At 53.6% G+C, this 23,881-nt stretch carries 19 protein-coding genes; 10 read left to right on the top strand and 9 right to left on the bottom strand.

Annotated features, from left to right (window positions below; all coding sequences use genetic code 11):
- Nucleotides 1-2: 2 nt before the first annotated feature.
- From G4V39_RS02910 to carA, 8 genes are all read right to left on the bottom strand, one after another.
- On the bottom strand, nt 3-737 hold the full coding sequence (locus tag G4V39_RS02910) for a YkgJ family cysteine cluster protein (protein ID WP_166031515.1): 735 nt from the start codon (nt 735-737) through the stop codon (nt 3-5).
- Nucleotides 738-745: 8 nt separating this feature from the next.
- Nucleotides 746-3,976, bottom strand: coding sequence for an efflux RND transporter permease subunit (locus G4V39_RS02905; RefSeq protein WP_166031514.1), 3,231 nt, complete (start codon nt 3,974-3,976; stop codon nt 746-748).
- Between the two features lie 2 nt (nt 3,977-3,978).
- Nucleotides 3,979-5,139 (bottom strand): efflux RND transporter periplasmic adaptor subunit, encoded by a 1,161-nt coding sequence (locus tag G4V39_RS02900; RefSeq protein WP_166031513.1) that lies wholly within the window; start codon nt 5,137-5,139, stop codon nt 3,979-3,981.
- A gap of 21 nt (nt 5,140-5,160) precedes the next feature.
- The gene (locus tag G4V39_RS02895; protein ID WP_166031512.1) at nt 5,161-6,528 is read right to left on the bottom strand and encodes a TolC family protein; all 1,368 of its coding nucleotides are present in this window, start codon (nt 6,526-6,528) and stop codon (nt 5,161-5,163) included.
- Between the two features lie 166 nt (nt 6,529-6,694).
- Nucleotides 6,695-7,660 (bottom strand): KpsF/GutQ family sugar-phosphate isomerase, encoded by a 966-nt coding sequence (locus G4V39_RS02890; protein ID WP_246169722.1) that lies wholly within the window; start codon nt 7,658-7,660, stop codon nt 6,695-6,697.
- Nucleotides 7,661-7,677: 17 nt separating this feature from the next.
- Nucleotides 7,678-9,057, bottom strand: a complete 1,380-nt coding sequence (purF, locus tag G4V39_RS02885; protein ID WP_166031510.1) for an amidophosphoribosyltransferase — start codon at nt 9,055-9,057, stop codon at nt 7,678-7,680.
- A gap of 56 nt (nt 9,058-9,113) precedes the next feature.
- Nucleotides 9,114-12,371 carry a carbamoyl-phosphate synthase large subunit gene (gene carB, locus G4V39_RS02880; RefSeq protein WP_166031509.1) on the bottom strand — a complete coding sequence of 1,086 codons (3,258 nt, stop codon included), beginning with the start codon at nt 12,369-12,371 and terminating at the stop codon, nt 9,114-9,116.
- A gap of 26 nt (nt 12,372-12,397) precedes the next feature.
- A complete protein-coding gene (gene carA / locus G4V39_RS02875) occupies nt 12,398-13,510 on the bottom strand; it encodes a glutamine-hydrolyzing carbamoyl-phosphate synthase small subunit (RefSeq protein ID WP_166031508.1) in 1,113 nt (370 codons plus the stop codon).
- Nucleotides 13,511-13,753: 243 nt separating this feature from the next.
- Between carA and G4V39_RS02870 the strand changes: the two genes are divergently transcribed.
- The 10 genes from G4V39_RS02870 to G4V39_RS02825 all read left to right on the top strand — a co-directional run bounded on the left by G4V39_RS02870 (nt 13,754) and on the right by G4V39_RS02825 (nt 22,897).
- Entirely contained in the window at nt 13,754-14,155 is a 402-nt protein-coding gene (locus G4V39_RS02870) for a MamS/MamX family magnetosome protein (RefSeq protein WP_166031507.1), read from the top strand.
- Nucleotides 14,156-14,167: 12 nt separating this feature from the next.
- Complete coding sequence (locus tag G4V39_RS02865; RefSeq protein WP_166031506.1) at nt 14,168-15,532, top strand: sensor histidine kinase; 1,365 nt, start codon at nt 14,168-14,170, stop codon at nt 15,530-15,532.
- A complete protein-coding gene (locus tag G4V39_RS02860; RefSeq protein ID WP_166031505.1) occupies nt 15,495-16,835 on the top strand; it encodes a sigma-54-dependent transcriptional regulator in 1,341 nt (446 codons plus the stop codon). The genes G4V39_RS02865 and G4V39_RS02860 overlap by 38 nt, the downstream gene beginning before the upstream one ends.
- Nucleotides 16,836-16,864: 29 nt before the next feature.
- The gene (locus G4V39_RS02855; protein ID WP_166031504.1) at nt 16,865-17,470 is read left to right on the top strand and encodes a CBS and ACT domain-containing protein; all 606 of its coding nucleotides are present in this window, start codon (nt 16,865-16,867) and stop codon (nt 17,468-17,470) included.
- A gap of 113 nt (nt 17,471-17,583) precedes the next feature.
- On the top strand, nt 17,584-18,540 hold the full coding sequence (locus G4V39_RS02850; protein ID WP_246169720.1) for an SLC13 family permease: 957 nt from the start codon (nt 17,584-17,586) through the stop codon (nt 18,538-18,540).
- A gap of 60 nt (nt 18,541-18,600) precedes the next feature.
- A complete protein-coding gene (locus G4V39_RS02845) occupies nt 18,601-19,824 on the top strand; it encodes a homocysteine biosynthesis protein (RefSeq protein ID WP_166031502.1) in 1,224 nt (407 codons plus the stop codon).
- On the top strand, nt 19,811-20,635 hold the full coding sequence (gene larE / locus G4V39_RS02840) for an ATP-dependent sacrificial sulfur transferase LarE (RefSeq protein ID WP_166033044.1): 825 nt from the start codon (nt 19,811-19,813) through the stop codon (nt 20,633-20,635). Before G4V39_RS02845 ends, larE begins: the two co-directional genes overlap by 14 nt.
- On the top strand, nt 20,635-21,882 hold the full coding sequence (locus G4V39_RS02835) for an MgtC/SapB family protein (protein ID WP_166031501.1): 1,248 nt from the start codon (nt 20,635-20,637) through the stop codon (nt 21,880-21,882). Before larE ends, G4V39_RS02835 begins: the two co-directional genes overlap by 1 nt.
- A 9-nt stretch (nt 21,883-21,891) precedes the next feature.
- Entirely contained in the window at nt 21,892-22,233 is a 342-nt protein-coding gene (locus G4V39_RS02830; protein ID WP_166031500.1) for an Mth938-like domain-containing protein, read from the top strand.
- Between the two features lie 19 nt (nt 22,234-22,252).
- Complete coding sequence (locus G4V39_RS02825; protein ID WP_246169717.1) at nt 22,253-22,897, top strand: precorrin-2 dehydrogenase/sirohydrochlorin ferrochelatase family protein; 645 nt, start codon at nt 22,253-22,255, stop codon at nt 22,895-22,897.
- Here G4V39_RS02825 and G4V39_RS02820 read toward each other — a convergent pair.
- Nucleotides 22,863-23,879, bottom strand: coding sequence for a vitamin K epoxide reductase family protein (locus G4V39_RS02820; protein ID WP_181494219.1), 1,017 nt, complete (start codon nt 23,877-23,879; stop codon nt 22,863-22,865). The two genes, G4V39_RS02825 and G4V39_RS02820, sit on opposite strands and share 35 nt — an antisense overlap.
- Nucleotides 23,880-23,881 lie beyond the last annotated feature (2 nt).

The following is a 23,881-nucleotide window of genomic DNA, read 5'->3' as shown; positions in this document are numbered from 1 at the left end:
GATCAAGAGGTCTGACTGAATACTGTCTTCTTAAGCCACTTGAATCCCAGCTTAAGGAGTTCGGTCTCTTCCCTTAAGGCCTTTTCGATTTCTGAGACCTCAAAACCATAGCGAGCGGCAAAATCATCTCTGGCTACCAACTCGGCGAAACGATCCTGGAGATAACAGGCGGTGTAGATGGCATCCAGATCATCGGCTGAAAGAGGAGTGTCGGCCATCTTTTGTCTCAGGAGAATAAGTTCCCCGAAGAGGTCATTCATTTCATGGTAGGGGAGAAGCCCTTGATCGCTGATCCAATCCTTAACCTTCCAGATCCGGTCTTCAAAGTGTCCCTCACAGTGGCTCTCCCGCACGATTTTATAAAGCTCTACCACTTCTCCTGTCTGGCGGTTTCGCATCGTAAAGCGGGCCAGAGGGTAAGTTCGACAGGATGAAGGTCTGTCGTTGTATATCTGGCAGCCCTCTTCGCTAACGAAGGGACAGGTTAGATCAGTCCTCATCCTAAGCCGGACCACCGGAATCTGCGTCAGATCTCCGAGATGCATATCGGTGTATCTTTCCAGAAAATCACTCGGAGAAAGCCCCAGGGCCCTTCGGACCCTTAAGGCATCATAGGGGCTAAGAATAAGGGTTACATCGTGGCAGCAGACGTTGAAACATTTGATCCCGGGATAACAGGCGAACTTGAATTCGTCATCTAGTTTAAGATCTTGGCGGCTTAAGATTGGTTTCTGCATGGCCTCTCCTAAAGAACCAGTCGTCTTTCAGACTTAATACGGTGATCCAGATAATACAAGATGGGGACCACCATTCGAGAAAAGAGGGTAGAGGCCACTTCCCCGGCCATAAGACTGATAGCCAGCCCCTGAAAGATGGGATCAAACAGGATCACAAAGGATCCCACTACCACCGACATGGCTGTCAGGAGCATGGGGCGAAAGCGGATCGCGCCGGCGTCGATAACGGCTTCAGCCAACGGCATTCCCTGTGAGAGACGCAGTTCGATAAAATCGGCCAGGATGATAGAATTACGAACCACGATTCCGGCTCCCGCGATAAAGCCGATCATGGAGGTGGCTGTAAAGAAGGCCCCCATGGCCGCATGGGCGGGAATGATTCCGATGAGAGAAAGGGGAATGGGGGCCATGATCACCAGAGGGGCTGAATAAGAGCGAAACCAGCCCACTACCAACATATAGATAAGGATCATAACCGCCCCAAAGGCCAGGCCTAGGTCTCGAAAGACCTCATAGGTAATGTGCCATTCGCCATCCCACTTGATGGCCCATTCTTTTTGAGAGAAGGGAAGATGGGTCCAGTAAAGCTTAACCGGGTAACCGTCAGGGGCCTTAAGCTCCTTTATGAGCTTGTTCATCTTGAAAATTGCGTAAATGGGGCTTTCCTCTTTACCGGCCACATCCCCGGTAACATAGACCACCGGATGTAGGTTCTTATGGTAGATGGGGTGGGGGACAAGGCCTTCCTCTACTCGAACGATTTCTGAGAGAGAAACCAGCCGTCCGTCTTCAGCCCGGACCTTAAGGGAGGAGAGTTCAGGAAGGCCTGAGCGCTTGGAACGGGGATAGCGGACAACAATATAGACGTCTTCCTTGGCTTCGGGATCATGGAGAAGACCTATTTCCTCGCCGGATAAGGCGGCCCTGAGGACTTCATTTACCCGGGCCGGCATCACCCCCAGGGCCACGGCCTTGTCACGCTCAACAATAAGGCGATATTCCTTCTGGGGGTCGGTCATGTACCAGTCAACATCTACGACTCCCGGGGTTTTTTCAAAGATCTCCCGGACCTTGCGGGCCAGCTCTATCTGTTTTTCGTAGTCCGGACCGTATATTTCAGCCACCAGGGTCTGCAGAACTGGCGGTCCAGGAGGAACCTCGGCAACCTTGATTCGGGCTCCGTATTTTTGGGCTATTTCGGTAAGACCGGGGCGAACACGCTTGGCGATGTCATGGCTCTGGAGCTCTCTTTCTTCTTTGGGAACCAGATTTACCTGGATGTCGGCCACATTGGGGCCAGAGCGAAGATAATAATGACGGATAAGTCCGTTGAAGTTAAAAGGGGCTGAAGTGCCGGCATAGATTTGATAATCGGTTACCTCAGGCTGGCTGAGGAGATACTCCCCTAACTCGGTGGCCACCCGGGTGGTTTCTTCAAGGGTGGTCCCCTCGGGCATGTCCACGATCACCTGAAACTCACTTTTATTGTCAAAGGGGAGCATCTTTACATAGACCACCTTAAAGTAAATAAGGGAACAGGCTCCCAGGAAAAGAACTCCCACCAGGGCCATGAAGGACCAGCGCCAGCGCCAGTCCCGAATGAGGTGGCCCATCATCCAGCGATAGTAGCGGGTAAAGATGTCTTCCTTCTCTTCCTCAAATATCTTTCCCTTCCGGCCTAGGAAATGATAGGCCGTCCAGGGGGTGATGACAAAGGCCACGGCCATGGAGAGGAGCATGGCCACCGAGGCTCCAATGGGCATGGGCCTCATATAGGGGCCCATAAGACCCCGGACGAAGGCCATGGGTATAATGGCCGCGATAACAGTGAAGGTGGCCAGAATAAGGGGGCTCCGGACCTCATTTACAGCGGTGACGATAATCTCTTTGAGGGGACGCCCTCGGTTCTCTGGGAGTCTGAGGTGGCGGACAATGTTTTCCACATCGACAATGGGGTCATCTACCAAAATACCGATGCAGAAGATAAGGGCAAAAAGGGTTACCCGGTTGAGGGTGTATCCATGGAAGTAGTAGATAAACAGGGTGATGGCCAAAGTCACCGGGACGGCTACCAAGACAACCAGAGAGGCCCTCACCCCTAAGAAAAGGGCGATAAGGACGGCCACGGAGACGGTGGCGATAAGAAGATGCTCGATGAGCTCGTTAGATTTCTCTCGGGCCGTCTCCCCGTAGTTTCTGGTTACTGTTACCTGGACATCATCGGGGATAAGATGTCCCCGGAGCTCTTCTATCTTCTCCAGAATTTTTTCGGCCAGCTTGGTAGCATTTTCGCCCTTCCTCTTGGAGATGGCCAGAGAGACTGCCGGATAGAGCTGGCCGGGCTCAGATGATATCCCTTTGGCCCGGGCCGCCGGTCCGGCGGCAAAAAGGACATAGTTCACCGGTTCCTCAGGGCCATCTAAGATCTGGGCGACATCTCTAAGAAAGACCGGTCGTCCCTTGACTACCTTGACCACCGTTTCCTCAAGATCCTTCTTGGTGGCCAGGAAGTTGTCTAACCTTACCGAAAAGGAGTAGTTATTCTGGGAAAAATCTCCGGCGAGACGGGCCTGGTTCTGAAGGCGGATGGTCCGGCTCACGTCGGCCAGGTCAAGCCCCAGGGCATATATCTTCTCCGGTTCTAGAAGCACCCGAACCTGCCGTCTTAGCCCCCCCTTGATAAAGGTCTCCGAGATTCCGGGTATGTTTCTGATTTCATCATCCACCTGGGCTACCAGACGCCGCAGGCTGTAGCCATCGTAGCCCGGTCCCCAAAAGGTGAGAACGACAATTGGGACATCATCTATGGAGCGGGGTTTTAAAAGGGGCATAGAGCAACCTGGAGGAATCCAGTCCAGGTGCTGATACAGCTTGTCATATGTCTTGACCAGACTCTCTTCAGTATCCTGGCCGACATAGAAACGAACCACCGTCAGGGCGCGGCCATTTTCGGCGGTAGAATAGACATACTCTACCCCTGGAATCTCCCAGATTAGCTTTTCCATGGGAGAGATGACCCGGTTTTCGATCTCCTTGGCGGTGGCCCCGGGCATCTCCACAAAGACATCAATCATGGGGACGACTATCTGGGGCTCTTCCTCGCTCGGGGTATTAAGTATGGCAAAAAGCCCCAGGAGTAGGGTCATGACGATGAAGATGGGAACCAGCTTTGAATCAACGAAGGTCTCGGTTATTCGGGCAACCAGACCATGATTTCTCGAATCTTTATGCTGATCCATGGCTATCTACCCAAAACGTCGCCTTCTTTTATCTTTTCAAGGTCGCCGACGATAACCTTCTCTCCCTCATTGAGCCCGGAGAGGATCTCTACATACAGATCATTTCCCCCGGAGTTTGAATATGGAAGTAGCTCTCCTGAGATGAGAGAGAAGGTCTGGCCTGTTTTTACCAGCCGGAGCCTGATGGTTCGGTCTTCTCCCACCACATAGACGGCGGTAAGATCACCCCTTTTGAAAATGGCCGATTGAGGCACTACCAGCGCCTGGCGCGGCTCAAGGGGGACGTAAACCCGGGCAAAAAGCCCGGCCTGTATAGGTATTGGTAGATTTACCTTGATACGAAAAGTTCTGGTCTGAGGAGAAACGTGGTCTACCACCACCTCCACCGGGGCCTTAAGGTTTTTGTTCAGGCTGGGAATAGTCACCACTACCTCTTTGTCTGGAGAAACAAAAGGCAGGAGGGATTCGTCAATCTCGGCCACCAGCCAGAAGCCAGCCTTAAGGTCGTCCAGATAGATAAGGGGCTGGCCCACATTGACAAAACTACCCTGATCCACCAGCCGTCTGGCCACCAGGGCCTCGGTAGGAGATTTGATCTGCGTGTAGGGGAGGAGAGATTCGGTTGCTTTAATGCGAGAGACGGTCTCCCGTTCTTTACGTTCTAAGGCTTGGGCCTGCCTTTTAAGGGCCAGATACTCGGCCTGGGCCCTTTCCAGCTCCTCTTTGGTGGCCGCCTCTTCCTTGAACAGGCGCTTAAAACGTTCAAAATTGCTTTTGGCGTAATTCAGGCGGGCCAGGATGGCCTGTCTCTCTTTTAATATGGCCTCTCGGGCCTCTTTAAGGGCGGCAATCTGTTGACGAATCTGCCGGTCGTCTATGGTCAGGAGAATAGTCCCCGGAGTTACCCGGTCTCCTTCTTTTACGGCCACTTTAGTCACATAGCCTGAGACCTTGGAAGAGAGGACTATTTCGGCCTTGGCCTCTACTGTGCCAGGAAAACTGCGGAAGATGGGGACAGTCTTTGCCTTTACGGTGTACGTTTCTGCCGAAATCTCTCGGCCCTTTAGGGTGGCCGTCCCTTCCTCTTTTGAGCCGCTACAGGCGGCGATAATCACAAGGACGATAAAAGAAATCCAGGTGATCAAGATGCTTTTTCCCCTCATAGGCGGTTCCTTATTTGGGATCTATTTTGGAGTTTCCTCTTTTGGTGAGACCTTAATCTCATCAATGAGAGTCCCGGCGGTATACCGTAACCTTGTCCAGGCCAAGCGCCAGGTATAAAGGGCCTGAAGGTGTTCCAACCTGGCCCTCTTGAGGGCCGTTTGAGCATCAAGGAGCTCGGTGATAATGGTCAGCCCCTGGCGATAGCGCTTCTCGACGATTCTAAGACCTTCTTCGGCCTGGGAGACAGCCTTTTGGGTAACCCCCACCTGGGAGTGAGCAGTCTCTAGATTAAGATAGGCTTCTCGCACCTGATGCCTTATCTGTTGGTTGATATTCCGCTGTCGAGCTTCGGTCTTGAGGAGCTCGGCCCGGGCCTTTCTGAGGGCCGAGACATCTCCCAGGCCTTTGAAGAGATTGAGATCTGCCCGGGCGATGACCATCCAGGCGTCACCTGAAGGGTCTCCGATACCAGCGGAGTTATACTCATAGATTCCTTGAAGATTGATAGCCGGTAAAAATTCCATTTTGGCCTGCTTAACTCGCAGGCGGGCCGCCTCTACAAGAAGGGTAAAGAAAACGGCCTCCGGACGCTGTTTAAGGGCTGTTTCTGTCCACTGCTTAAGGGTAAGCCCCTGAGGATTGATATGAATTTGAGGCCGCCGCGGTTGCCACAGGCGCCCCGGGGGAAGGCCCATGGCCACATTGAGGGCCGAAAGGGCCACCTGAATCCGGTTTTGGGCCGCCAGTTCTTCTTTTTTGAGGCCGGCCAGATGGACCTCGGCCTGTAGGAGGTCACTCTTAAGGGCGGTTCCGGCCTGGTAGCGGGCTTTAACGGTCTTAAGGTTTGCCTCCGCCGTCTCTACCGCCGAAGCCATTACTTGGTGGGCGTCGATGGCCAAGAGCCAATTGAGAAAGGCCTCTTCTACCTGAAGGAGAACTTTCTGCCTCGTCTGTCTTAGGGCCTCGCGGGCCATGGCCTGGCGTATTTTGGCCAGTCTGTAGCCGGTTATCTCCCGGCCGCGATTAAATATAGGCTGAGTAAGAACCAATTCAGTCCGCAGGTTAGTGATGGGAGAGGGGCGATTGAGGCGATCAAGGGCGAAGTCGGATTGATGAAAATCCCGCTGGGAGAGCTTGAAAGAAAAGACTTGAGGCGGACTGTTGGTTCGAATGTAGCTCTGAGAGAGATCCAGACGGGGCAAAAAGTTGCTTCTTGCCAGATCTATCCCTGCTCTGGCAGCCCTTTCTTCGGCCTGGGCGGCCTTGATGAGGGGGTTGTGTTTAAGGGCCAGCTCCCGGGCCTCAGGAAGCCCCAATTCATCGGCCAGAGAAGGAACGGCCAAAGCCAAAGCCAGCATAACTACGGAGATAAGACGACAGAAAAACATGGCCCATTCTTTCCAGATCCACCCCCCGGTGTCAACGTAACTTATAGGCCAAATGTCAGGACCAAAGGGCAAGATAGGTGGTAAAGAGGTTAAAAGTTTATCACTTCCAGTTTTTCCCGAGCCTTTGTTAGTTCCTTCTTTAAGGCAAGTCGGTCTGGCTTTGGGCTTAGACCACGAACTTAAATTCTCCCTTGCCCAGAAGGTCATGGAGGTGGACGATTCCGGCTAGGTGGCCATCTTCGTCTACCACCGGCAGCACGGTGATCAGGTGGCGCTCCATGATCTCCAGGGCCTCGGCGGCCAGGCGTTGATAGAAGACGGTCTTGGGACGGGGGGTCATGATCTCAGAGATCTCTCGGGAGAGGATCTCCCCGTATCGGGTGATGGCCCGGCGGAGATCCCCATCGGTGATGATTCCCTCCAGGTGTCCATCTTGGGAGATTATTAGCACGCAACCAAGGCCCTTTCGGTTCATCTCGGCAATGGCCTCAGACATAGAGGCCGTTTCCTCTACTTTGGGGACGGCCTCTCCGGTAAGCATTATTTCGGCAACCTTGACCTTGAGACGTTCTCCTAAAGTCCCTCCGGGGTGATTACGGCGGAAGTCCTGCTCGGAGAAGTCTTTGAAGGCCAGAAGGGCTACCGCCAGGGCATCCCCCACCGCCAGGGCGGCGGTAGTTGAGGCCGTGGGGGCCAGACCCAGGGGGCAGGCCTCTCTAGGAACACCACAATCTATAACTACGTCTGCAGCCCGGGCCAGGGGAGAGTCCGGGTTGCCAGTAAAGGCAATAATCTTGGCCCCTCGGCCCTTGAAACTGGGCAAAAGGGCGTTTATCTCCTCGGTTTTACCGCTGTTGGAGATGGCCAGAACCACATCTCCGGGAACCACCATTCCCAAATCTCCGTGGAGGGCCTCGGCCGGATGAAGGAACAGGGCCGGCGTGCCTAAAGAGGCCAGGGTGGCCACGATTTTGCGGCCAATGAGGCCGCTTTTGCCCATCCCGGTGATTACCACTCTTCCCGGGGCCCTAAGAATTATCTCCACCGCCCGGACAAACTCATCTCCCAGCTTTTCCCGGACAGTGGCCAAACCTTCTATTTCAATGGCCAAGACCTCCTTGGCCTTGGCCAATATCTCCCCTTTTTTCATTATGGGTGTCGTTCCAGAATGTTTTTGGAAAGGTCAGTTCGGATTTCAATGGGGTATTGGCCGGTAAAGCAGGCCGTGCAAAAGGAACCGTCTTCAGCCCGGCAAGCAGCCAGCATCCCCTCGAGGGAGAGATAATGAAGACCGTCTAGGTCTAGATATCTCTGAATTTCTTCCACCTGATGTCTAGCGGCAATAAGTTCTCCCCGGCTGGGGAAATCTATACCGAAGTAGCAGGGAAATCGGATCGGCGGGCAGGAGATAACCATGTAGATCTTGCTGGCCCCTGCCTCCCTTATGGCCCGAACCCTGGTTCGGCTGGTCGTGCCCCGGACGATGGAGTCATCAACTACCAGAACCCGCTGCCCCCGGATGATTTCCTTAACCGGGTTAAGCTTCACCCGGACCGAAAAATCCCGCATTGACTGGCTGGGCTGGATAAAAGTCCGGCCGACGTAATGGTTCCGGATAACTCCCATCTCAAAGGGCAGACCACTGGCCCGGGCATATCCCACTGCCGCATAGTTGCCGGAGTCTGGAAAGGGCATGACAAAGTCACAGTCAAAGCGGGCCTCTTCGGCCAGCCTTTCTCCCAGAGAGCGACGGATCAGATAGACATTTTCCCCAAAAACGTTGCTATCGGGCCGGGCAAAATAGATAAATTCGAAAATGCACCGGGCCTGGCGCGGTGAAGGGGGTATGGCCTGGATCGACTGAAGACCATCTTTGCCGATAATGACTATCTCCCCCGGCCTTATGTCCCGAAGATACTGGGCCTGAATTAGATCCAAAGCACAGGTCTCCGAGGCCACCACGTAACCCCCGTTCAGGATTCCCAGACACAATGGCCGGAACCCATGTGGGTCTCGGAAGGCTATCAATTTGTCTTCGGTGAGGAGGAGACAGGAGTAAGCTCCCTCGATGGTCTCCATTACTATGGTTAGGGCCTCTTCAATGCCCCGGGAGGCCACTTTGGCCAGGAGGTGGAGGATGATCTCGCTGTCGATGGTAGTCTGAAAAATGGACCCTTGAGCCTCAAGCCTTTCTCTTAACTCCCGGGAATTGGTAAGATTGCCGTTATGGGCGATACCATAGGTGTGCTTGGAATGAGTGACACAGAATGGTTGGGCATTTTTGAGGGCTGAGGCGCCGGTGGTTGAGTACCGCACATGACCCACGGCAATGTGTCCCTTGAGTTGGACGAGGGTCTCCTCATCAAAGACTTCAGCCACCAACCCCATACCTTTGTGTTCCCTGATCTCTCGACCGTTGGAGACTGCGATTCCAGCCGATTCCTGGCCCCGGTGCTGTAAGGCATAAAGGCCGAAGTAGGCCAATTTAGCCGCCTCTCTATGGCCAAAAACACCGAATATACCGCACATTTTTTCCTCCTAGCCCTCATCTTGGAGGGCGGAGTCAGAGTATACCGCCTTCGGTCCTATCTGATAAGCCCTTGGCGTCGGTAATAACATTCGGGTACCCGGCGATAATATTCCTGGAGGGGAACCACCTGGAAACCCTCTTCTTTCATGGCCTTAACGGCCAAGGCCATGGCCTTAGCCCCGGCAACAGTGGTGGCGTAAGGAATGTTGTAGTCCAGAGTGGCCCGCCGGATAATATAGGCATCCTCTTTGGTGCGTTTGCCCAGGGCGGTATTGATGACCAATTGTATTTGGCCGTTCTTGATGAGGTCAACCACATTGGGCCGGCCCTCAGAGACCTTGAGAACCCGCTGATTGGGCACTCCCCGTTTGGCCAGAAAGACGCTGGTCCCCTCAGTGGCGATGATCTTAAAGCCCAGGTCATATAAAAGCTTGGCCGTCTCGACGATAGCTTCCTTGTCTTCGTCCTTAACGGTAATAAAGACTGTCCCCTCGGTAGGGAGCCTTTGACCGGCGGCCAGTTGAGCCTTGGCGAAGGCCAGACCGAAGGACTGGTCTATGCCCATGACCTCACCCGTGGATTTCATCTCTGGTCCTAAAAGAACATCCACCCCCGGGAACCGCCTAAAAGGAAAGACACTTTCCTTGACCGCTACATGGGGCACCCTGATCTCGGAGGTGAATCCCAAATCCTTGAGGCTTCGGCCAAGCATGACCTTGGTGGCCAGTCTGGCTAAAGGCACACCAGTCGCCTTGGAGACGAAAGGTACTGTTCGGCTGGCTCGAGGATTAACCTCAAGGACATAAAGCTCTCCCCCTTTTACGGCGTACTGGACGTTCATTAGACCTACCACCCCGAGCTCTCGGGCCAGAGCCCGGGTAGCCTCGGCGATTTCGTTTACCACCGATGATTTAAGGGTATGGGGGGGAAGCACACAGGCCGAGTCTCCGGAGTGAATACCGGCCTCTTCGATGTGCTCCATGATGCCACCGATCACGGTATGGGTGCCGTCGCTTAGGGCGTCAACATCTACCTCTATGGCATCCTGAAGGAACTTGTCGATCAGGACAGGATGCTCCGGTGAGACCTTAGCCGCCTCGACCATAAAGCGTGAAAGGCCTTCTTCATCATAGACGATCTGCATGGCCCGCCCTCCAAGGACGTAAGAAGGCCTCACCAGGACAGGATATCCTATTCTGGAGGCTACATCCTTGGCCTCCTCCAGGGTGAAGGCCGTGCCATTGGGAGGCTGGATTAGGCCCAGCTTCTCCAGCAGGGCCTTGAAGCGCTCTCGATCTTCGGCCCGATCTATGGCGTCAGGGCTGGTGCCCAGGATGGGCACTCCAGCCCGGGCCAGGGGAACGGCCAGGTTAAGGGGCGTCTGCCCCCCAAACTGGACTATAACGCCCCGGGGACGATGGATCTCGTAGATATGCATGACGTCTTCAAAGGTCAGGGGTTCGAAGTAAAGTTTGTCAGAGGTGTCGTAGTCAGTGGAGACGGTTTCCGGATTGGAATTAACCATGATGGATTCCACTCCCTCCTCTCGGAGGGCAAATGAAGCGTGAACACAGCAATAATCGAATTCGATCCCCTGACCGATACGGTTGGGCCCCCCTCCCAGGATCATTACCGAGGGCCTATCGGAGACTCGAGCCTCGTTTTCTACCTCGTAGGTGGAGTAATAGTAAGGGGTGTAGGCCTCAAACTCGGCGGCGCAGGTGTCCACCAGTTTGTAAACCGGCCTGATGCCCCATTGCTTACGCAGGCTCTCCACCTGGCTGGCCGTCTTTCCGGTGAGAAAGGCTATCTGCTGATCAGAAAAGCCCATTCTTTTGGCCTCATATATGCCTTCCGAGGTGTGGCCCTTTTCCTTAACATCCTTTTCCGCTGCGACGATCTGCCTGATCTGTTCGATAAACCAGGGATCAATGAGGGAGAGGCGGTGAATCTCCTCCGGAGAGAAACCAGCCAGAAGGGCCTCACGGATATAGAAGAGCCGTTGACTGTTGGGAATGCGCAGTCGGGCCTCGAGCTCCTCTCGAGGAATGGACCTTCCCCGGTCAGAGGGGGACTTGCCATCGGCCCCTAAGCCGGCTCGGCCGATTTCCAGCCCTCTTAGTCCCTTTTGAAGGGCCTCCTTGAAGGTTCGACCAATGGCCATGGTCTCACCGACGCTCTTCATGGAGGTGGTGAGCTCATCTTTGGCCTCGGGAAACTTTTCAAAGGTGAAGCGGGGAATCTTAACTACCACATAGTCGATAGTAGGCTCAAATGAGGCCATGGTCTCCCGGGTGATATCATTGGGGATCTCATCCAGGGTGTATCCTATGGCCAGCTTGGCGGCGATCTTAGCGATGGGGAATCCGGTCGCCTTGCTGGCCAGGGCCGAAGAACGGGAGACCCGCGGATTCATCTCGATAACCACCATCTCCCCTGTTTGGGGATGAATGGCAAACTGTATATTTGAACCGCCGGTATCCACCCCTATCTCCCGCATGATAGCCAGGGCGGCGTCACGCATCATCTGATATTCACGGTCACTTAAGGTCTGGGCCGGGGCCACGGTGATAGAGTCTCCGGTGTGGACTCCCATGGGATCAAGGTTTTCTATGGAGCAGATAATGACCACATTGTCCTTGGCATCGCGCATTACCTCAAGCTCGTATTCCTTCCAGCCGATAACTGACTCCTCGAGCATGATTTCATGGATCAGGGAAAGCTCCAGGCCGGCAGCGGCAATCTCTTCCAGATCTTCCCGGTTATATACTACCCCGCCGCCGGTTCCCCCCAGGGTGAAGCTGGGACGAACGATGAGGGGATACCCTAGCTCTCTGGCGATGGCCCTGGCTTCTTCCATGGTCCGGGCAATGCCTGAGCGGGGGATGCGTAGCCCGATTCTCTCCATGGCCGCCCGAAACTCCTCGCGGTCTTCGGCTTTTTTGATGACTTCTGCCGAAGCCCCGATCATTTCAACCCCGTATCTTTCAAGGATTCCCTGTCGGGCCACCTCAAAGGCCACATTAAGACCGGTCTGCCCTCCCAAGGTGGGCAAGAGGGCATCAGGCCGTTCGGCGGCGATGATCTTCTCTACCACCTCGGGGGTGATAGGTTCGATGTAGGTGCGGTGAGCCATCTCGGGATCGGTCATGATGGTGGCGGGATTGGAGTTAACCAGGACCACCTCATAGCCCTCCTCTTTGAGGGCCTTGCAGGCCTGAGTGCCTGAGTAGTCGAATTCACAGGCCTGACCGATCACAATAGGACCAGAGCCAATGATGAGGATTTTTTTGATGTCCGTCCTTTTGGGCATACCTTTTAACTCCTGGCTTTGGAGTTCTATCTGCTTGGTTGACGCATCAGATCTATGAAGCGGTCGAAAAGATAGACGGCGTCGTGGGGGCCAGGGGCGTTTTCCGGATGATACTGGACGCTGAAGGCCGGGACGCTTCGATGTCTGACTCCCTCAACCGTCCGGTCGTTAAGGTTTATGTGGGTTATCTCCACCTCCGGGGGGAGAGTCTTTTCGTCAACACAAAAACCGTGATTCTGAGAGGTGATTTCGATCCGGCCGGTGGTGAGATCCTTTACCGGTTGGTTGGCTCCCCGGTGGCCAAACTTGAGCTTATAAGTGTTGGCCCCAAAGGCCTGGGAAAGAATTTGATGCCCCAGGCAGATACCAAAGATGGGTTTTTGACCTAGGAGTTCACGGGCGGTCTGGACCAGATAGGGTAGGGCAGCCGGGTCTCCCGGGCCGTTGGAGAAGAAGACTCCGTCTGGCGCATAGGCCAGGATCTTTGAGGCCGGAGTATGGGCGGGAACCACCAGGCACTGGCAACCTCGCTGACTAAGAAGCCGAAGCTGATTGAATTTTAGGCCGCAGTCGATGACAAGCACCTTGAGGCGATCGTCATCCCGAAAGCCCTCAGCTGGTATTTGTTGACCATTTTCCCAGAGATAAGGGGCGCTACAGGTGACATCCTGGACAAGATCCCGACCCACTAGACCAGGATGAGACCTGGCCCTTTCTACCAGGGATTTTGGATCAAGATCCTCGGTAGAGATAACCGCCCTCATAGCCCCGTGGATGCGAATCCGCCGGGTAAGGGCCCGGGTGTCAACTCCCTCCACTCCCAAAACGCCCTGAGAGGCAAGCCAATCTCCCAAAGAGCGTTTAGCCCTCCAGTTGGAATAAAAAGACTGGTATTCCCGGACGACAAAGGCCTCCACCTGAATGCGGTTGCTTTCGTAATCTTCATCGTTGACACCATAGTTCCCAATGAGGGGGTAGGTCATGGTGACAATCTGGCCACGGTAGGAGGGGTCCGTGAGAATCTCCTGGTATCCAGTCATGGAGGTGTTAAAGACGATCTCTCCGGCGGCCTCTCCCCGGCCAGTAAAAGACCTTCCCTCAAACACGGTACCGTCCTCAAGGGCAATGAGTGCCTTCATGGAGCCTCCTTTTAGAGAGGTCGGGGCAATATAATCCTAAACAGATCAGAGAGTCAACGAAGACTGCATCTGTCATCAAGAGGTGCAAAAATATTCTCTTCCTTTAAAGGACCAGCTTAAAGTAAAATCTCCCGGAGACAGGCCTGATGGGGGAAAAATGATTTTCCCCAAACTGTGGCACAAATTATGAATGTTTTCTGTTTGGGTTTTAGCCAAAGACCGACTTCCGGAGAGAGGCCTCCCATGGGTGCTAAAGATAGATACACGGGCAGGTTGACTGTATGCGTCTTGGGCATTTTGGGGGTTATTTTGTTCCTCCTTACTCCCCTTGTTGCCGGGGCTCAGCCCTTTAAAGGCTATGATGTCAACACGGAGATTACCTTAGAAGGCCAGGTGGTCGATATTCTACCGGGGAATAAACTCGTCCTTAAGGTAGAAGACAAGACCTATCGACTTATCTTGGGCCCGCGATGGTTTAGCAAAAAGTTAGGGCTTAGACCACGCCCTGGAGACCGACTTCAGATCACCGGCTCAAAGGTCTTTGGAAAGGATGGTCGGATATACATCTTGGGTCGGGTTGTCCGCTGGCACCAAAAAAAATTTTACCTTCGAGATGAGACCGGCCGGCCTCTATGGGGACGCTAATCCTCTTGGGCTATGTCATTTACTGAACCTTCCAGACGCACGCTTCTTTTCCTGTTAGGGCTTCTTTTCTTCTTCACCATCGCCATGGGGGCAGCCATCTATAGCTCTTATCGTTTATCCCTGCGGGCTTCTCAGGATCTTTTGGCCACCCGGGCCGTGGATATTGCCATTGGGGTGGAGTTCCTTCTTCATCGCGAGGGTATCGATAATGTAGTCCTTTTTGAGGAGATTCTCCGCAGTGGCCGCTGGGACGATCTGGCCTTTTTGGCCCTCTATGATGCTGATGGGGAGATCCTCCTTCATTCCAACCCCAACCTTATTGAAGAGGAATACCGGGATCCGACTATTTCTAAAGTATTTGAAGAGCGACGGCCGGTAAGCCATTTTTTACGTCTTCAGACAGGTGAGATGGTTTTTGTCTTTGACCTCCCAGTTCATCTTCAGGGTGGGACTAAGGGCCCCTACTATGTCTTGCGAGTGGCCCTTCATACCTATCCGGCCCGATGGATTGTTCGTCAGGCCCGCCTTCAGGGAATGCTCATGGGGGCCTCGGTTTTAATAACCTGGCTTCTGGGGATAATGGGGTATCGTTCCTGGCTGCGGGGCGAGAGGCTGGCTGAGGAGATGAGGCAGGCCCGGCATCTGGCTGCCCTGGGGCAACTGGCGGCGGTATTGGCCCATGAGATCAGAAATCCTTTGGGAAGCATTAAGGGATTTGCCCAACTTATGAGAGAAAGACTGGGACGGGCCATTTTTGGCACTCGCCCCCTGACCCCAGAGGCCCTGGTGGAGATGCAGGCCGATCTGGCCACCATCGTCTCTGAGGCCTCAAGGCTGGAACAGCTTACCAGGGATCTTTTGACCTATGCTCGTCCTAGCCCGTTAAAGCCCCAAGAGGTGGATCTTACCTCCTTGGTCAGGGAGACGGTTCGTTCTTTTACTTGTTCGGAGGTCTGGGAGGAGAAGACTCCTCAACTTGAAGAAAGTCTGGAAGAGATTCGAACGATCACTGACCCTGAAAAAGTCAAGCAAATCCTTTTTAATCTTCTGACCAATGCCCTTGAGGCCATCTCTCCTGGGGGGAGGATTATAGTCGCTCTCCGTCGGGCCTCAGGACACATTATCATCTCTGTTGGCGACAGCGGGCCGGGGATTGACTCCCAGAGAGCAGGGGAGATTTTCGAACCCTTTTTTACCACCAAGGCCAAGGGAAGTGGCCTCGGCCTGGCTATTGTTAAAAGACTGGCCGGTGTCCTAGGGGGCCAAATTACTGTATATAGAAAGGAAGAATGCACCTTCTTTGAGCTTAGTCTGCCCGAGATGGAGGCCAAGGAGGACGGTGAAGGAAAATTATCGCATCCTGGTGGTGGACGATGAGCCCTCGTTTCTCAACCTCCTGGTAAGTATCCTTCGTGAGGAGGGCTACAATGTCAGGAAGGCCTCCGAGGCCCGGGAGGCCCTTAAGCTTATCGCCCACTTTCTGCCCCATCTGGTGATCACTGATCTCAAAATGCCGGAAATAGACGGTCACCAGCTTATGGAGAGAGTCAGACGCGAGCACCCGGAGATTGATTTCATCGTCATTACCGCCTTTGGATCGGTGGAGTCAGCCGTCAGGGCCATGAAGGATGGGGCTCTGGACTACCTGAGCAAGCCCCTTTCTAGCCCCGATGAGTTGCGGGCGGTGGTAGCCAAGGCCTATGAAAGGTATCGTCTCCTGCGGGAGAACCTGGCCCTTAAGGCCGGGTCTGCTGGTCTTCCCCCTCTTGAAATTGTCTTTGCCGGTATGGAACCTCTCCTTGAGGATATTCGGGCCGTTGCCCCTACCAAGGCTACAGTGCTTCTTCTGGGAGAGTCCGGTACCGGTAAGACTCTGGTGGCCAGGGTTATCCATGAGCTTTCTGGACGTGAGGGTCCCTTTGTGGAGATAAACTGCGCCGCCCTGCCCGAAAACCTCCTTGAGGCCGAACTTTTTGGCTATGAGAAGGGGGCCTTTACCGGGGCCGTAAGGGGAAAGAAGGGGCGTTTTGAGCTGGCCGACGGGGGGGCTGTCTTTCTAGATGAGGTGGCCGAACTTCCTGCCGGAGCCCAGGCTAAACTCTTGCGGGTCCTTCAGGATGGTACCTTTGAGCGCTTGGGGGGGCTCTCCACCCTCAAGGTTGATGTAAGACTCATCGCCGCCACCAATCGCGACCTGACCAAGATGGTCAGGGAAGGTCGGTTTCGGGAGGATCTTTTCTTTCGTCTTAACGTCTTTCCTTTAGAGATTCCCCCCTTAAGGGAGAGAATCCAGGCCTTGCCGGTTATCATCCAGTATTTGCTCAAAGAGATAACAACGGAGCTGGGCAAGGAGATAAAAGACATAGACCCGGAGGGCCTGAAGGCCCTTAAAAACTATTCGTTTCCGGGAAACATCAGAGAACTGCGTAATATCTTGGAGCGGGCCGTTATCTTAAGTCGTGATGGGGTCCTGAGACTGAATCCCGGCCAGGGATCATTAAAAGATGATTCTTTAGAACCCGGGGAGATTCCGGCAGCCAACCTTAAAGAGATCGAACGGCGGGCCATTGAGGCCGCCCTTAAAAAGACCGGGGGGCATCGCCGCCGGGCCGCGGAGCTTTTAGGGATCTCTCTGAGGACTCTTCACTACAAAATAAAGGCCTATGATATTAAACTCTAAAGACCTAAGGCCAGGTTAAGGAGTCTGCCGTGAAGGTCAAAAACTGGATGGTTAAGGAACTGGTTACCATCTCCCCAGAGTCCTCCATCGAGGAGGCCATTCAGCTAATGAAGGTCCATGCCATCAGACACCTGCCGGTGGTAAAAGAGGGCCAAATGGTCGGATTTATTACCGAGAGCGACATTAGGCAATTTCTCTTTCCGGCCATGGTCTCCAAGATGAACATCGGTGACGTAATGATAAAAGACCCCATCACCATCTCCCCTGACGATTCTGTAGAAGAGGCAGCCAGGATAATTTACCGCCATAAAATAGGCGGTCTTCCGGTGGTAACCAATGAGGGAAATCTGGTGGGTATTATCACGGTGACGGACCTTCTGGCGGCCTTTGTAGAGCTCATGGGCCTTCTGCGTCAGAGCTCCCGGATCGACGTTATTCCGGCAACGAAGGAAGGTTCTTTTGAAGAGATTGTCCAGATTATTCGTTCCTTTGGGGTAGAGATCATCTCTATCGGTATGGATACCCAACCCCCTTTTGAAAAGGTTCACTATATTCGTCTTGAGACCTGCGACCTCAGACCTATAGTTTCCGCCCTGGAAGAGGCCGGACACAGGGTTATCTCTGTTCTGGAGTAACCCCCTTGAGGGCGATCCCCTCCAGGAATCAGCTCCTTGAGTTTCTGATCAGAGAATGGATCTTAACCGCCTCTTTTACCGGCTTAATCTTAAGCTCCTTGATATTAAGGAGATTGCCGTCTTACAGCCCGGAAGACTTTGAGATCATTTTTGTTCTGGCTGTCTTTTTGGCCCTCATAAGGGGTTTAGAGGAGGCCGGCTTCTTTGAAGTCATGACCGGTTTCCTTGGAGGAGATGCCTCGGGCCTCAAATTGTTAGGGGCTACCTTTTTCCTTTCCATGGTGGTCACCAATGATGTGGCCCTTATGGCGACTCTCCCTGTGGCCCTTCGTTGTCAGAGCCAAAGGAAGGCCCTCTTAATTGTCTATCTAGCTATTGCCGCTAACGCAGGTTCTTCTCTCAGCCCGTTTGGCAATCCGCAAAACTTATTCATTTACTGGTTTTATGATCTTCATCCAGGGGCCTTCCTAAAGACCATAGCCCCTTTGAGTATAGTCTGCGGGGGTCTTCTTTTGATCCTTGGTCTCATCTTTCTCAGGGGGTTGAGGTTTGAGGCCTGTCGGGACGTTCAATTTAATCAATCCATCGGAATTTATTTGGGGCTTTTTCTGGCCCTTGTGGTTACAATTTTAAAGATTTTTCCCCTTTGGCTAGGCTGGATTGTATTGGCCCTGGCTGTCTTTTTAGATTATCGAGTCATTAAGATTGATTATTTTCTTTTGCTGACCTTTCTTTGTTTTTTTGGCCTTACTGATAATTTGGCCTTTGTCCTGAAATCTTCCATTAAAGAGATAGATCACGTCTTCTGGATGGCTGCCTTCTCCAGCCAGCTTATTAGCAATGTGCCGGCGGCCCTTCTGGGGGCCGATTTTACTCGCCAGTGGCCGGCCCTTCTGTGGGGTGTTAATGTGGGAGGTTTCGGAAGCCTTGTCGGCTCTCTGGCCAATCTTATTGCCTTTCGCTTCTATCTTAAACAATCCTCTTCTCAGGGGCACTTTCTTCTCCTTTTTCATCTCTGGGGCTATTTGTTTTTTGCTTTAGGAAGTGGTCTTTTCTGGTTGCTTTATTGAGTATTGAAAAATGTCTCTGCTGGCCTATGATAGGCCAAACCGTTAGATGAGGAGGTCCTTATGGCCTACAAGGTAGAGAAGACCATAGCTGAGATTAATCAGCGGATAAGAGAGGGTAAGGCCGTGGTGGTTACGGCGGAGGAAATGATAGACATCGTCAAGACCGAGGGGCCGGTTAAGGCGGCCAAGGAGGTGGACGTCGTCACTACCGGGACCTTCTCACCCATGTGCTCTTCGGGAGCCTTTATCAACTTTGGCCATTCTGTGCCGACCATCAAGGCCCATCGGGTCTGGATCAATGGGGTTCCGGCCTATGCCGGCCTAGCGGCGGTAGATATCTACATCGGAGCCACAGAACCATCCGAAGATGACCCCCTTAACAAGGTCTATCCGGGAGAGTTCCGTTATGGGGGAGGGCACGTGATTGAGGATCTGGTGGCTGGCAAGAAGCTCCTTCTTCGGGCTGAGGCCTACGGGACCCACTGTTATCCCCGAAAGTATCTGGAGAAGGAGATTACCCTGGCCGATCTCCCCTATGCGGTGCTTTGTAACCCCCGCAATGCCTATCAGAACTACAACTGCGCCATAAATCTCTCCGAACGAACTATCTACACCTATATGGGAGTCCTGCGTCCTCGAGCCGGAAACGCCAACTATGCCACTGCCGGGCAGCTATCACCTCTTATGAATGATCCCTATTATCGGACCATGGGGCTAGGGACGAGGATATTTCTGGGCGGGGCCCAGGGCTATATCGTTTGGTACGGGACCCAGCACAATCCTGATGTTCCTCGGACCAACAAGGGCGTCCCTAAAAGACCAGCAGGGACTTTGATGGTCATGGGTAACCTGAAGGAGATGAGCCCCCGCTGGATCATGGGAGTGAGTATGTTGGGCTATGGCTGTTCTTTGAGTGTAGGCATTGGGGTCCCCATCCCCATCCTTAATGAAGAGATTGCCTCCTGGACCGGAGTCTCTGACGAGGAGATTTTTACCCAGATAGTGGACTATGGCTATGACTATCCCAATGGCATCAAACGTAACTATGGCGAGGTCTCCTATGCGGAGCTTCGCAGTGGCAGCATCCGGGTTCTGGGCAAGGATGTCCCCACGGTGCCGGTGTCAAGCTACGTAAGGGCCAGGGAAATTGCCGAAATCCTTAAGGGATGGATAAAAGAGGGAAAATTTCTCCTCTCTGAGCCCCAGGAGCCTATCCCGGCTCCGGCCAGCCCATCTTTACTAAACAACAACCAGAAGGGGGCCAAGGAAGCTGAGGAAGAATAACTCGGCCAGAGACCAGCTTCTGGTTCAAAAGATTGCGGCCCTAAAGGAAAGCCTCCTTCGGCTGGCCCCTTTAGTCTTAGCCTTTTCTGGAGGAATCGATAGCGCCTTTGTCCTGAAGGTGGCTGCTGGAGTGCTCCCGCGTGATAAGCTTCTGGCGGTTACGGTGGTTTCTCCTATCTCTCGGAGGGGAGCTCCCGAGGCGGCCCGGGCCTGGGCTGATCGCTGGGGGGTTAACCACACTTACCTTGAGCTTGATCACCTAAGGTGGCTGGAGTTTGTCCGCAATGACTCCCGCCGCTGTTACTATTGCAAACGAAACATGTATGGCCACCTTCTGAATCTGGCCCGAGAAAGAGGTTTCCGGACCCTGGTAGATGGAACCCAGGCAGATGATCTCCAGGAGGACCGGCCAGGGCTGGAGGCCATCCGGGAGCTGGGAGTAAAGACCCCTCTCCTTGAGGCCGGCCTAGACAAAGACGAGATCCTTCGATCATTTTCCCTTATGGAGATGTCTCCTCCCTATCGGTTTTCGGGGCCATGTTTGGCCACCCGCATTCCTACCGGAGTTCCCATCAGTCGGACGGCCCTTGATATGGTGGCTGAGGCCGAAGAGAGACTTTTGCCTTTTGGATTTCAGACCTTAAGGGTCCGCTATCACGGCGAGCTGGCCAGAATAGAAGTCCTCAGGGAAGATTTTGCCCGTCTTATTAACCTGGCCGATGAGATAGTCTATGAGGTTAAAAGGGTGGGGTTTAAATATGTGAGCCTTGATCTTGAAGGCTGGAGACGCAAACTCAAGAAAGAGGAATAGTGGATATTTCCTTTTTCTGGCGGGATTTTTTGGTTGTTTTAGCCCTTTCTTTCATCATTGGTCTGGAAAGGGAAGAAGACCACCTGCGTAAGGTGGCTAAAGAAGAGGAAGATGTTCCCTACTTCGGAGGGATAAGGACCTTTCCCCTTATAGGCATTCTGGGACTCATTCTTTATATCCTGGATCCTGTCCATTTGCTTCCCTACGTTATTGGGCTTGTGGCCCTGGCAGCCCTGCTTTTGGTTAGCTATTGGCGCAAGATGTCTGCAGACCGTACCGGGATAACCAGTGAGACCGCAGCCTTTATCACCTACACTTTGGGCCCCATGGTGGTAGGGAAACCCATCTGGTGGCCGGTAGGGATCACTGTAGCCACAGTGGTTCTTCTCCATTCAAAACCCACCCTTCATTATCTGACCCGGGTCTTTCCTGAGGAAGAACTTCTTACCCTTTCCAAGTTTCTGTTGGTGATCGGGGTTGTTCTTCCCCTTTTGCCCCGGGAAAAGATTCCCTATTTGGAGATAAGCCCTTATCAGATTTGGCTGGCGGTAGTGGCGGTCTCTTCTATCTCGTATGCCAGCTATCTTATCCAGGCCTATGTTTTCCCGGTAAGAGGACTTCTTCTCTCAGGCTTCCTGGGAGGCGTGTATTCCTCCACGGCCACCACGGTGGTTATGGCCAGAAGGATTAAAGGCCCTCAGGCCGTGGGCCCCATTGTTCTGGCCACCGGGGCCATGTATCTTCGTCTGGCGGTTCTGGTAAGCCTTTTCAACCTTTCTCTGGGGTTGACCCTTAGCCCCTATTTTTTGGCTGTGGCCGGCCTGGCCGGTTTGGCCGGTCTCATCCTTGACAGACTCTGTCACTGCCCTTCCCGGAGTACTCCCTCGGATCGTCCAGAGAACCCCCTTGAGCTGACGGCGGCCCTCCTTTTTGCTATTCTTTTTGTGGCCGTGGTGGCCATTACCCGGTGGACGCTCTCACGCTACGGAGAATACGGGCTTCACTATCTGGCCAGTATCATCGGGTTTGTAGATATTGACCCCTTCATTTTAGGTATAATTCAGGGCAAATATCAGGCAGTGGGGCAGCGGGAGATTGAAATGGCCATTGTGGTGGCCTCTATAAGTAATAATCTGGCCAAGGGGCTGTATTCTTTGGTCTTTGGTGGCCTGAGGGTCGGAGGGCCGACCATGCTTGCTTTGGCCTTTGTCTCCGGGGTCCTCTGGCTTTTGACAGTCTGGTTTTAGGAGGGGGCGATGATTGAGGCCTATAGCTTTGGTCAGATGAAAATTGCCGGCAAAATCTATTCTCGAGACCTAAAGGTAATAAACGGCCAGGTGGTTCCCAACTGGTGGCGTAAGGAGGGGCACCGTCTCTTTTCTGAAGATATTGCCGATATTCTCCAGGCCCATCCGGAGTTTTTGGTTATCGGCACCGGTGCCTATGGGGCTATGAGCCTCAGCCCAGAAGTGGAAGAGGCCCTAAAGCGCGAGGCCATTGAGTTTGAGGCCTTACCTACGGGCCGAGCAGTGGATCTGTTCAATCGTCTCTGGCAAGAGAAGAAAAAGGTGGCCGGGGCCTTCCACCTTACTTGTTAAAGCGGCGTTTTTTGAGGAGGTGACCATTAAGTACTATCCACTCTTTCTCAAATTGGCGGGTAAAAAGTGCCTGGTGGTTGGCGGTGGCCAGGTGGCGGCTCGAAAGATAGCCTCCCTTCTTGAGGCAGAGGCTCAGGTCAGGGTGGTTTCTCCCCAGGTCTGTGAAGAAATTCGTCTGGCGGCCCAAGAAGGTCGGCTTGAGCTGGAGATGCGGGGCTATCGTCCGGGAGATCTCAGGGGAATGCGGCTGGTTATTGCCGCCACCGATGATCCAGCCGTCCAGGAGGCGGTCTTCTCCGAGGCCGAAGCCCTTGGAATCCCTTGCAATGTGGTGGATAAGCCGGAGTATTGTAGCTTTATTGTTCCCTCGGTGGTCAAAAGTGGTGATTTAACCATCGCCATCTCGACCTCTGGAGCGAGTCCGGCCCTGGCCAGAAGGCTAAGGGAAGAGCTTGAGGGGTCTTTTGGGCCAGAGTGGGGAAGGTTTCTGGAGTTAATGAGGCGCTGGCGCAGGGAGATTCTCTCTCGAGGTCTTCCGGCCTCTGAGAGGGAGGCCATATTCAAAAAGCTGGCTTACTCTCCTATCCCCCAGTGGCTGGCTGAGGGCAGGGAGGATAAAGTGGCAGAATTCATCGCCCCTCTTGGTTTGAGCCTTCGGGAGTGAAGACCTGCTGGAGATAGGTCATTATGGCCTCTTCTCCACTTAAGATAAGACGCCTGTCAGGCCCCTCTTCCACCATCAAGACAGGGATCCCATAAAGGCCTTGGGCAAAGAGAAACTCACGGGCGGCCTGGGCGGCCGCGACAAGTCCGGCAGGGATGGCCTTCTTCTCGGAAGGAGCACTTCTTTTAAGTTTAAGAAGTAGGGAGAGGGGCTGATCACTTTTGGGGGCCTCTTTGAGGAAAGAACTTAACTTCTCTAAGGCCTCTGCGTCAGTATCTACTGTAGCCAGCCGGAGATTTAGGCCCCCAGGGGGGATTTCGGAGAGCCTTTCAATGACCTTCAGGCAGTGGGGACAATGAAGACTGAAGATCAGAGTTAAACGGGGGAATTCTGGCCCATTGGTGGCCCGAAGACTGTAAAAAACGAAGTTAACCGGGCCCTTAGGGCCCTGGGGCATCTTAAGAAGACCATTGCCGGCAAAGGCCCCGGTCCAGACAGCCAGTCCGGCTACGGCTACGGCAAAGCTTTTAAGACCAAATGAATAAACCAAATGAATGGTGATAAGGACTAAGGCCGTGGCCAGACAGATGAGACAGAGTTTCTGGATCTTAAAAACCTGGAATCCCATAAGAAGGCCGTCAAAGGCCAGGGCCCCCAGAAGGGCTATCTGGGGCAAGGCCTTAAGCCAGGGCCGGGGATAACGGCGGCTAAAAAATATAAGGCCAAAGAGGATCCAGAAGAAAGCCGCCCCTATAGTCATAAGCCCTCGCTCGCCGATAAGGACGTATTCTCCTACCAGGGCACAGACCTCGTTGGGACAGACGCTTTTCCCTTTGTATATCTGAAGGAGAACCTCTGTAGAGAGACCGGCCGCAGCCAGGAAGCAAAGCCCTAGGGCCCAAAGGCCGCCTCTGTCTCCACGGCTTTTGGAGAGTTCAAAGAGGGGTTCCAATCTTGTGGGTCCGGAGCCTCGGGAAGTCATCT

Origin of the sequence: Thermosulfuriphilus ammonigenes, from assembly GCF_011207455.1 — a bacterium.
Classification (GTDB): Bacteria; Desulfobacterota; Thermodesulfobacteria; order Thermodesulfobacteriales; family ST65; genus Thermosulfuriphilus; species Thermosulfuriphilus ammonigenes.
This window is presented reverse-complemented; position numbering and strand designations above follow the sequence as displayed.